Genomic DNA, 12,206 nt, shown 5'->3' on the forward strand with positions numbered 1-12,206 from the left:
GCACCCTAAACCGCACCGCGCCAGCGCGACCGAGTATGCCCGCAGTGGCAGGCACTGCGCCAGCGCGACTCGGTATCGCCGTAGGGGCAGGCCTCTTGCCTGCCCTGCCCCGGATCCGCGACTGCGCGCCACTCGGCCTCTCCTGAGTCAAGTCGCAGCTGCCCCACAGTGCGACAACACACAGTCAAGAAAAAGGCGGGTTGACCATGTCAACTCGCCATTTTACGTAGCAACCGCATTTGCCTACACGTTGGTTGGTCTTAATGGCTTCTGCGGCCAGCAGACTGTTTGCAACCTTAAGCGTGCGAGCGCTTCGCAAGTAGCCCCCATCCCAGCCTTCCCCCGCTCGCGCGGGAGAAGGAGAAGTGTGGCCTTGCGGCGAACTGGCCAACCTTATTGTCGTCATCCCGACGAAAGTCGGGACCCAGGGCAATCTTGCGACTAGACACCAAATCACCAACCGCCTCTGCAGCCAGCGCTCTGCGACGTTCAGGCCGAGGTACCGCCGGCACATGTCGGCAAAGGGTTTCAATGGCCTCTGTGGCCACGGCGCAACAACTCTTTCGAGCCCCAAAGATTCGTCGCAAGCAGCCCCCTTCCCAGCCTTCCCCCGCTCGCGCGGGAGAAGGAGAAGTGTGGCCTTGCGGCGAACTGGCCAACCCTATTGTCGTCATCCCGACGAAAGTCGGGACCCAGCGCAATCTTGCGACTAAACACCAAATCACCAACCGCCTCTGCAGCCAGCGCTCTGCGACGTTCAGGTCGAGGTACCGCCGGCACAACTCGGCAAAGGGTTTCAATGGCCTCTGCGGCCAATGCGCAACAACTCTTTCGAGCCCCAATGATTCGTCGCAAGCAGCCCCCTTCCCAGCCTTCCCCCGCTCGCGCGGGAGAAGGAGAAGCGTGGCCTTGCGGCGAACTGGCCAACCCAATTGTCGTCATCCCGACGAAAGTCGGGACCCAGGGCAATTTTGCGACTAGACACCAAATCGTAGACCGCCTCTGCGGTCAGTGCGCTACGACTACAAACATCGGCACCTTCGTTGAAACCCCGCTGAAAGTCTCAATGGCCTCTGCGGCCAGTGCGCTGCGACACGCCACGGGGCTGATGGTGTGTGGTGTCAATTGCTGAAAGTCTCACTGGCCTCTGCGGCCAGTGCGCCGCGACCCCCTGGAGCGGTGTGGGTTGTCGCTAATCGCCGCAAAGTCCCAATGGCCTCTGCGGCCAGTGCGCTGCGACAATAACCTTCTGGTCAAGTTTGATGCTTATGTAAAGTCTCAATGGCCTCCGCGGCCAGTGCGCTGAGACCATGTCCATGTGGACGACGGCAATAAGATGCGCACCTAAAAGTCTCAATGGCCTCTGCGGCCAGTGCGCTGCGACGTAGAACCGTCGGCTCTGATGAGAAAGGTCGTAAAGTCTCAATGGCCTCTGCGGCCAGTGCGCTGCGACGAACTCAACACCCGACCCGGCTTCACCTGTGAAAGTCTCAATGGCCTCTGCGGCCAGTGCGCTGCGACCGACATGGTTTGGCCCGAACCATCAGATATCAAAGTCTCAATGGCCTCTGCGGCCAGTGCGCTGCGACATTGATTTGCAAAGGAACAACCCATGCGTAACCTGTCTCAATGGCCTCTGCGGCCAGTGCGCTGCGACTGTAACGAAAGTTACATATCAGATCTCGCACCAAGGTCTCAATGGCCTCTGCGGCCAGTGCGCTGCGACCCTACAACGGCGGCTGACCAAAAAGGTCGGTCAAAAGTCTCAATGGCCTCTGCGGCCAGTGCGCTGCGACAAGCTGGTATAGGATCTTTCTTTAAAGGCCAATCAGAAAGTCTCAATGGCCTCTGCGGCCAGTGCGCTGCGACTGCGCACATTTTTTTTCCTTTGTCCAATCAACGCACTGGCCGCTGGTTCGGAGGAACCTCGGCCGACGATTGGGAACATTATCCAAGAACTCGCCAAATCGCCATTTTTGCCGCGAAATTTGGCTTCAAAGTCAAGCGTGCAGGAGTGATTGCTCAATAACTTGATCATGATTCTGGTTCAGGTGGCTGATCCAGCGATGGAAAGTCCAATGGATCTCAATCACTGGCAAGTCCGCCAAAACGGTTCCTCCGATCAGCTGGACCTACCTCGCAAAGTGCTTTCGCGTTTGGTACTCAACGCCATGAATGAGCGACGTCGCACGAATAGTGCCATCGCAGCACCCTGAGGCGTTCGCTGGAACCTCTGGCCGATGGTCTAAACTTCGTTGTCAAAGAACATCTCGCCGCCTCTGTATCTCAACCCTTGCCCAGAGGATCTTTCCTGATCGGCAATTGAAAGCTACTCCTTTCGCAATTCATGATCTGGTCTTCGCCAAAACAGCGCCTTAGCAAGGTCGCGCACGTCGCATCAGGAACGATCGCCAAATCCCAGTACAGCCCAAAGCGCTAACTGCGCAAAGCGCGCCTGCTCCGCCGGATTTAGTTCGGGCGAGGCCTTCGCCAGTCGATCGATCGCAGCAAGGCTGGCACGATCGCCCTGGCGATAGAACATTTCAGCTGCGAACAACAACATTTCGGGCGCACTCTCGAGGCGCTCCAGAATTAGCGACCCCCAATCATGGCGCCTGTCAGAATACGATTTGTGTCCCAATAACCCAATCAGAATCAGAGGATGCCCAGGATCAAGCTTGTAAAGGCGTTTTAGGCACGCGAGTCGGTCAGGCTCTTCGGCGCTGGGTCCGGTCTCCGCGGCGGTTGCATCAGCCAATCGCATCAGTTCCGCAGCAATATGCAACGAAAGCGACCTCGGCAAGAGTGGCGAGATGGACCTTCTCCACGGCAACGTTCGGTGCCATCGCATCGCGCTCATCAGATCTGGCGTAGGCGCCGCAGCCGAATCGATGTCTACGCACAGTTGCCGCCGTTCCTCTTCTTTGACTCTGATGAATCGACCGTCGTCATTCACATAACTGCCTGCAACATAACGGAGCGCTTTACAAAGCCAGTCACGATAGGAATCGCGGTCCACACCTGATACATCGGCGCCGCCGATCTCGATGCATTTCAACCCACCACGCACTAAGGTGATGAGCAAATGCCGCCCATCTAACGAAAAGGCGATCGTTCTCACTCGCTCCGCATACTTGATTCCGTGAGCTCTTAGCGAATTCGACTTCCAATCCCAAAACCGGACGAGGCCATCCGAACAAGCCAAGGCAACCAAATTGCCAACAGGACTGAATGCTGCAGCCACCAACTCCCCGGTCAATTGCTGCGTCTTGACATCCGCTCGATCGAACAAATGGCGCAGATGCACCCGTGAGCGGTTAGCACTAACCAAATATGAACCATCAGGCGAAAGAACACGTAAGCTTGCACCATTGCCTGAATCATCACACCAGGGCGCAACGGGCATGAAGCCACGCTGCAATCCTTTGGCAATCGTCGCGGGGCCACCTGCCTCATTACACAAGGACACCAACTCGCCCTTTTCAAACTCCCACTGCCACAGTGACTCGTCATCCAATAGCAAGACGCACTGTTCTAAGTCCGCCGAAAACCAAACCGCCATAGCCCGACTGTCGCTGAGGATCGGGCCGGTGAGGTCGTCACCGCTGTCCGTCGCCAGAACCCGAAGCACATCGTTGCTGCCAACCGTCGCCACCCGATGTCCGTCAGGCTGCAGTCCGAGATACATGATCTCTTCATCGTATCGGTTCAGTGTGCTCGGATTCTCTGGTTGCTCAACCCACCGAGCGTGCGCATGCGCACTGCGGTCGGTGACGACAACACGCGCTTGATCTGGCGCGACCCCAAGTACGGCAAGCAACAACTGGTCCAAACCCGGCCGCAACCAACGTTCCGAAGCCGCGACCTGATGCAGCAACAAGGATCCCGTGCCGATCGAGAGACTCACTTGCAGCCCACCAGAATCATCGCTCCCATCGCTGCCTGAACCAAGCCGACTGGAAACGCCAGCGTCAAGCATCGAGTCGAGACTGATGACGCGCAGAGGGTCAGACGGTCCAACGATGATCACCCTTCTACGGTCGGCACTAAGAAAGCCAGTCGCATCGTCGGATACTCGCTCAACCTCAAGCTCTACCGGAAAGCCGCTCGCAAGCGACCAGACGCCAAACTCACAATCAGAGTCCTCAGACCTTGGCTCTGACCAAACGGCCACCTGTCGGCCATCCACACTCGGCAGTATCGCTGCTGGATACCCACCATGGTGAGCGAGTTCCTGCAATTGTTCCTCACCGAGCCTATCCAGCAGCACAGTACGACCGTCTTCCGTACCACAGACGATCATGAGATCGTCAACCGTGAATGCGGCACTCGTGATGACCGCCAACGACAACTCGCGCACCTTCTTGGGTTCTGGCTCCCGAAACGACCACAGAACCTGCTTATTACTTTCAGCCGCAAAGACTGCAAGCTCGCCGGCATGGCTCACCCAGGCACGATTGGTTCTGGCAACCCAATAGATTACAAAAGGCCTACCTGACCAAGTGCGCTCTTCACGGTAGGGGCTCTTGAATCGAATCTCCGCGTCACCACGCTCCGATTCTCTAGACTGATACCGAACAATCACCGCGTCCGACTGCTCCGCAAACTTTGCGGACTCAATTGTCCAGGCCGTATCAGGCGCTTCAATTCGAACGGACGACTGAACACCAAAAGGGTCTGCAACCACACATTGGCCCGATCCAGCCAGCAACACCCGATCGCTTCGAATGAAGGCGTTGCCGCCTGACTGACGATCCAGCTCCAGAGTTGCCAAAACGCGAACCGAATTGTCCGAAGCGCGTGACCACTCGTGAACCAACCCGTCCCGACTTACCGCCATTACGCGATCGCCGTCTTGATCGATATATGCACTGAGAACCTCAGTGCCGAAAGGAAGAACCCAGTGGTGGAGCTCTTCTGTCTTTGAGAACAGATAGAGCCGTATCTCAACGGGCGCGCCCTGCCGAACAACCGCATACACGATATCATCTACCCATCGCCAATGGAGAAGCGTTCCGCTGACTCCGCAGGCGCCGATCAACCTTGGCGACGGCGAGTGAAAAAGCGCCCTGGCTGCGTCGCCAACCGCAAGACTCTGACCTGTTCGAAGCGATTCTTCCAAAGACGCAAGGTATCGCCCATGATCATTCCGCTCCAAGGCCTCGAAAGCTCGCCCCAATGCCCGACGTGCGGCCTCGAGAGTCAATGCGTTGGTGGCCTCATTCAGTCGCTCCTGCTCCTGAAGCTTCCTGGAGTACTCGGCTGCCTTTTGAATTAGCTCATCGTGCGCCTTATGGACGTCCCTGGATTGTGCGACCAAGGGAACCAGGAGGTCGTGCATCAGTTCCAACCGGGTTGTGCCACCTCTAAACTCAGACACCAGGAGTCGACGATTGATCAGCAACTCAACATGAGTCGCAAGCGTCCGCTCCAACTCATCGCTCCTTTCATTCGATTCCATGGCGCGAGTGAGCGCACGTTCTAGCAGTGTATGGTGACTCTGCGACTCTCGATACCGCCCTGATCGATCGATGAGCGAGTCTTCAACAGCGCGCTGGACTGGATGACATATCCCGTCAACGCATGCGTCATAGTATCGCGACAGGACGTCCTCGCACCCGCCTTCCAGCTGCCCCTCAGCGATCACTTCACTACCTGTAGAGAGCCGGTCACTATTGAGTTGAGTGCAATAGACACTCAGCACGGCAGGCGATACTACAATCCCATCCAATCGCCCCTGCTCATCATTCGCGATGTTTCTCACGATTCGTTCAGCGACCACTTCGCTGACGATCGGGCGCGCCGACAATCGACCCGCCTCGATAATGGCCTCAACCGCCTTGTTACCTGCCATTTCCCGCAGTTGAAAGCGATTCCGCATGAAGCTCGGCATTACCTTCTGCCAAGCATCCAGCTCCGCCATGTAGTCGCTCCGAATTGCAATGACAAACCGCAGCTCACTCGGCGACCAGTCACAATCTGACCAATCACCGTCTGCATGAAGCGGGCGTCGATCAACGATCGAGGCAATCTCATGGATCAGTTCGCCGACTTCATGGCGCCTGCTCTTGCCCGACTGCTTCGGGAGACGCTCGCCACGATCACCCAGCAGCGCGAGCACTTCCTCAAATTGGTCCAAGATCAGTACGGGCTTGCATCGTTGGATTTTTGGACGCAAGTTGGTTCTGAAGGCTTGTTCCCAGAGTGGCACCGTGTTGGCGCCGTTTCCCACGAACTCAGACAAGGCACGCCTGAGCTGATCCACCAGCGGCTCTGAATCTGCTTGCTGCGGGTCCGAATCTGATCGCGTCAGTAGCCGAAGGTAATTGGTGCGATAACCCCATTGCCGGAGTGCCGGTGCAATTCCCCCTCTCAACAAGGACGTTTTCCCAACGCCAGAACGGGCATGAACGATAGTGACTGTGGAACTGCGAACGCCTTCACAAACGTCATCAATTTCCTGCGCTCGACCAAAGAAGTACGATGCGCTTTCTTCTGTATAAGACGCAAGGCCTGGCCAAGGGCACGCGCTTGTTGGGACAAGTTGGATCTCATGCATGGAAACGCTCCGCAACGTTCGGCTATCGCATTAGCCCCAAATGGACTTTAATCGATTCGATCAAACCATCCAGCTCAATCCAGGTGTTCGTGCGCCGATCTCCGTCAAATACCGGCTCAACCTCGCTCCGATGGTTCGCGGGCAAGTCGTCAATCATGAGTGTCAAATAGAAAGTCGCGCCTAACGTCTGGCGTGTTGCCGCCCATCTGCGCTCCATCCGAATCCAGCTCTCTGAGCTCGTCTCTCTCTCCGTACTCTTGGATACGATCGCGAGAAACAGCCTACACTGGGTAACAATCGCTGCTTCGATCTTGCTTCGCAAAGGGTCTCCTGCAAGGAGCCGCTCTCTATCTAGCCAGTAGGGGATCTTATGGAATTGGAACGCCTCTGTGAGGTTGTCTACACACGCAACATCGGCGCTGCTGTAGCTGATGAACACAGAGTTTCCTGGACATGAATCTCCATTTCTGTGGTAAACCCGATGTGCTGGAGCAGAACCTCCATGACTAGTCGGCTGGAACTCATCCCACCTTCGTCGGAGGTCAATCGCGAATTGAATCGGGTCGCCTTCTATGACTCTAGTGACCCGTGCGCCCTTTTCAAAAAAGAACAACATCGGTTCGTTTGCCTCGCTGCGAGCTTCGGCAAGAAAGTGTTTTGACTGACTTGAAGGATCACTTAGTCTCTTTCCCAACGCGGTCCTCAGCAGGAATCTGACGATCCAGTCCTCTGCTGGCGCGCCGATTAGCAAAAGCGATTTACCCCGAATCTGCCGAAATAGATTGCTGAGGCGCGCCTCATCTCTGATCATCGAGAAGACGTACTCAATGTAGTCGTCTTCCCATACTGGACCGGTATGAGCTTCAACTGAACCTAGAAGCTGGTAGATCGAAATTAAGTTCCGCCTGGCAGGAAGATCGCATCCCGAGTTATCGAGCTCGCTACCTGCTGATGGGAGCGCGCCTTGATCGGTGAAGTACCGGTTCGCAACGAACTGCTCAAGACCTTTCCGCTCAAGCTTGACAGCTTCATACAAAAGCTTGTCGGGCGTGGTTGATAGAAAGAGGTCGAATCTTCTGATTCCAGCAATCGCGCGCAGCGCCTCACCAGGCTGGTGGATTGAGCGAATGGCGTGTTTCAGCTCCCGCCAAATGGAAACGATCGGCATCCCTTGAGCGATTGCGTCGCGTGCAACGTCAAAGGCACTGGCGTCCTCTTTTGCTGTGACGCCGAGCCGCCTCGCCATGGGTTCGGCGATCTCCCGATAGAGGGAACAATTGGAGCCAGATTCACCGGAAGTCACAACCGATGGACCAATCACAGGCAAGACACTGCCTTCCTGAATTTCGGTCAACAGCATTTCCCAATCTCGCTCGGACCACTCCGCCACGTCACGCTCCCCAAGAGGCTCATTTTGCAGTCTAAAGGATGTATCCGTACTTTGCTACGTTGATGACCAGAGACCTCTCGACGCCCCCGATATTGTGATGGTCTTCCAGAACTACTTCTTTGGTCGCCGCACCGGGCGAAAGGACGGACCTGCAAGCCCACCGCAAGCAGCCCCCATCCCGGCCTTCCCCCGCTCGCGCGGGAGAAGGAGAAGTGTGGCCTTGCGGCGAAATGGCCAACACTATTGTCGTCACCCTGGAAACCGCGTAAGCGGGATCCGGGGTCCAGGGGGAACTTGCGATTAAACGCCAAATCGTAGACCGCCTCTGCGGCCAGTGCGCTCCGACTGACTGGGTTGGCGGCTGATCGGCGGACAACCATGAAGTCTCAATGGCCTCTGCGGCCAGTGCGCTGCGACCTGTTAGAAATGCTTGACTATCAAGCACGCTTCTGCAAAGGGTCTCAATGGCCTCTGCGGCCAGTGCGCTGCGACCGCCGACGCAAAGTTTGGCCCGTTTGACTCGCTGGAAGGTCTCAATGGCCTCTGCGGCCAGTGCGCTGCGACCTGACTACGCGAGTCTGGACCGGCGAGAAAGCCATCAGTCTCAATGGCCTCTGCGGCCAGTGCGCTGCGACAGGTTGGTGTAGAGGTGGTAATCCCGTACGAATCAGAGTCTCAATGGCCTCTGCGGCCAGTGCGCTGCGACACTGGGACGTAATTATGCACGTCGATGTCGCAAAGTCTCAATGGCCTCTGCGGCCAGTGCGCTGCGACGTTCCCGACACACGGTTGGCGGCACTTGTGTATGAAAGTCTCAATGGCCTCTGCGGCCAGTGCGCTGCGACGGTCGTGGCCGTGAAGTCTTTGGAAGGTTGAACGAAAGTCTCAATGGCCTCTGCGGCCAGTGCGCTGCGACGGTCTTGATCATTCACCCGACCGAGGGTGTCCATAAGCCTCAATGGCCTCTGCGGCCAGTGCGCTGCGACTTCAGAAGAGTTTGACAAAAATCGAATTCCACGAAAGTCTCAATGGCCTCTGCGGCCAGTGCGCTGCGACATGGCCCATACGGACGAGCCGCACTTGCCAGACAAGTCTCAATGGCCTCTGCGGCCAGTGCACTGCGACATCACGTCAGCGCTCAATGCGCTGGCGCAGATTGAAAGTCTCAATGTCCTCTGCGGCCAGTGCGCTGCGACGTGAACAAAGGGTTCATCCTTTTCCTTGGACCAGGTCTCAATGGCCTCTGCGGCCAGTGCGCTGCGACCCCTGACTGGGATCAATTTGGCAACCCCTCATTGACAGTGGTCTCAATGGCCTCTGCGGCCAGTGCGCTGCGACGGCTTGTCGCTGCAAAGGCAAGCATGGCGCAAGCACAAAGTCTCAATGGCCTCTGCGGCCAGTGCGCTGCGACTGAATCCGAGCCATGTACCGACCATCGACGCCATGTCTCAATGGCCTCTGCGGCCAGTGCGCTGCGACTATGGCGGATGCGGAGCGGCACAGGAACTTCATTGAGTCTCAATGGCCTCTGCGGCCAGTGCGCTGCGACCTCCAACGGAGGAAGAAAGACTGGCCGAACAAAGTCTCAATGGCCTCTGCGGCCAGTGCGCTGCGACTGCGCACCTTTTTTCTCTCGTCCAATCAACGCACTGGCCGCTGGTTCGGAGGAACCTCGGCCGACGATTGGAAAGATTATCCAAGAATTCGCCAAAACGCCATTTTCGTTGGGAAATTCAGATTGAAAGTCAGTTATGTAGGGGTGATTACTGATAGTCCGCTTCACGATTCTGATCCAATCAACTGATCCAGATAAGGAAAAACGGACAGGTCGCAAATATTTGGCTGTTGGCCAAAACGGTTCCTCCGAATCGCTTCTGCAGCCTAGCAGCGTGCATTGGCATTCGGTACCCAAAGCCACGAAAACGCTACATCGCCGGAGCGATCCGATCGGAGCAAGGCGCGTCGCTGGCTGGAAAGACTAGCCGACGATCCGGTCTTCGTTGTCAGAGAGCACGATACCGCTTTCTATATCTCGGCTCTGGCTTCGGAAGTCAAGCAGGTAAGGAGAACGTCGGCATAGACATCTCCCAGGAGGAACAATGGACTTGGGCTCACAAAGTGGTTTGGTGAATTCCCTCATTCCTCAATTGGCGCGCTGTCTCGCGGGGCAATTCGCTCATCAGCCAATCACCGCATCGTTTAAACGACCGGCGCCCTTCTTGCTTTCGTTGTCTGCCGTCTGCGCGCGCGAAGGAACCCTGAGTCCGGCGGAACCATCCCTTGCCCTTCCCCTCTGCAGTCCGCGCGCGGGAAGGAACCCTACCGCACGCGCGCCCTGCATCCCGGAACCCGCTGCGCGGCTTCCAGGATGACGACACGAGTTCTGGACGCCACAGACCAGGCTGCCCCATGCTTCTGCGAGAGCGCCGACGATCCGCAGATTCGGCACAGCTACTTTGGCAACTGCTCACGCCGTTAGCCCCCATCACATAGACGGCTTCTCGAAGTAAGTAGCGAGAACGCCGACACCGAGCAGGCAGGAGCAACAAGCACAGACCGGACCACAAAGTTCAACCCCGCACGACAATCTGATGCTTGGCCAAAGGGAGCTCCCAGGCCACCGCCCGGCCCCTACCTAGCTTGATGGAACGAATCGCGAAGCGATCGACTAGCGTGTTCGCGAATAAGCGATCCTGCAGTGCTTCTTGGATGCGCGATAGTTTCTCGCTGACGAACTGTGCGGCCTGGACGCTCTCCAGCTTTCGAAGCTGATCGGGGTCGTGGCGCCAAGTCTGCGTCGCGAATGTGGCTTGCAGACGATCCGCCACCGTGTGGAAGAATTCTGCGCCACTGCCTTTCAGGCTCGGCCTTACCACCCGTTGCTCCTTGGGACTCGCTGACAGGCGAAGCGCCACAAACCATGCGTAAATCAGGAACAGTTTCTCACTCAACTCGACTTCCTGGCCATCACAGACGATCACCCCACCCCGGCCGTCGAGCATCAGCTCGGGCGGTCGACGCAACGCCGCTGCAGCATTCACCGCTCTTGAGAAGCTGGCCTCGGGCGATCGAATCAGTGCAGTCACATCATCGCGCATCCGCACGAACGGAATGTCGGCGAGTTGCACTTGGGCTTTCGCGGCATCCAGTGGCGTGTCGTTTCGGCCTTGCAGAATCCGTGACCGTGGCGTCGGGTAGAAGAACGTCGGTAGCGTCTCGAAAGGCGACGACACCAACACATGCGACATACGATCTTGGCTGCGCCCAAAGAGCGACAACGCGTAACCCAGGTAATAGCTCATGGTTTTGCGCCCACCCGCAATCGACACATGAACTGCGGCCTCTGGGTCATCGCAGAGCGTCGCAACGAGACGCGTGATGCAATCGGCGGCGCTGATATTGTCTTCTGGCGTTCGTATATCGTCGAGCACCTGCCCGTCCGGCCCGACAATCGTGTGAATCTGATCCTCGCGCAATTGGGGCAAGGGCAAACGGTAGTCTTCGCAAAGCCGACGCAACTGGCGCTCGTCATCGCTTAGCAACATCAGCCGCACGCGCTCGCAGCCTTCGCTGGTGCTGATCACGTGAATCTCAGTCGGCTGAAACGCCGGCCTTTGCTGCACCGCCAGTGCGTACAGAGTCTCGGTCAGCACTTGTGGATACAAACCAGTCGCCGCGACCAGAATTCGCCGCGGAAAGTCCTCGGGCGCCGTGTTTCCGTGCACTAGAGTCATCGCAACCTCAATACGTCCCCAACCGCCATTCACGTGATGCCGACCCGAGCCGGCGCCTCCGTACCGCCGCCGACTCGCCACAATGTATCAGTTTGTTCCATGCTGTGCCGAGTGGGACCCGTTGATTGAACCCGGATTTCCAACACATCCGCACAGCGTCCGACCCTTCAATGGTGCCCTTCTCCCGAATCGATGGCCAACCTGCAAACTTGCAGTTACCCAACAATCGCCCCAGGTTGCGCGCTTTCCCCGAGGCGAAACGTTTACTGCAGCGGTATCCGCGGCCGGAAGATGGCGCACTGGTCCAGTTGTTTGGCGGGCTCATAATCGCAGAAATGCCGTTCTTCGGTCCTTGTAGACCAAAGACATTCTTTTGACGTCCTGACGTTAGTCGCGGTCTGCAAGTTTGTGGCGCTTGCAGCGCGAACATTGGGGTGGCAGTATCGGACGCGCTTGGGGCGAGATGGACCAGTATCAGCCTCAGGCCACCTTAACGCTGATTTGCAGGAGCGGCATCAGCCCT

The 12,206-nt window shown here is 57.2% G+C and carries 3 protein-coding genes and 2 CRISPR repeat arrays; all 3 genes read right to left on the minus strand.

Annotated elements, in window-relative coordinates; translation table 11 throughout:
- The first annotated feature begins 1,060 nt into the window (after positions 1-1,060).
- Positions 1,061-1,869: direct repeats of the CRISPR family, unit length 34 nt; unit sequence GTCTCAATGGCCTCTGCGGCCAGTGCGCTGCGAC.
- 529 nt (positions 1,870-2,398) lie between these two features.
- The 3 genes from C7S18_RS13935 to csm6 all read right to left on the minus strand — a co-directional run bounded on the left by C7S18_RS13935 (position 2,399) and on the right by csm6 (position 11,683).
- On the minus strand, positions 2,399-6,559 hold the full coding sequence (locus tag C7S18_RS13935; protein WP_146151923.1) for an nSTAND1 domain-containing NTPase: 4,161 nt from the start codon (positions 6,557-6,559) through the stop codon (positions 2,399-2,401).
- Between the two features lie 22 nt (positions 6,560-6,581).
- Positions 6,582-7,949 (minus strand): toll/interleukin-1 receptor domain-containing protein, encoded by a 1,368-nt coding sequence (locus C7S18_RS13940; RefSeq protein WP_146151924.1) that lies wholly within the window; start codon positions 7,947-7,949, stop codon positions 6,582-6,584.
- A 383-nt stretch (positions 7,950-8,332) separates the two neighbouring features.
- Positions 8,333-9,565: direct repeats of the CRISPR family, unit length 34 nt; unit sequence GTCTCAATGGCCTCTGCGGCCAGTGCGCTGCGAC.
- A gap of 954 nt (positions 9,566-10,519) precedes the next feature.
- On the minus strand, positions 10,520-11,683 hold the full coding sequence (gene csm6, locus C7S18_RS13945) for a CRISPR-associated ring nuclease Csm6 (RefSeq protein WP_106892144.1): 1,164 nt from the start codon (positions 11,681-11,683) through the stop codon (positions 10,520-10,522).
- Between the last annotated feature and the right edge of the window lie 523 nt (positions 11,684-12,206).

The sequence above is a fragment of the Ahniella affigens genome, assembly GCF_003015185.1.
GTDB lineage: Bacteria > Pseudomonadota > Gammaproteobacteria > Xanthomonadales > Ahniellaceae > Ahniella > Ahniella affigens.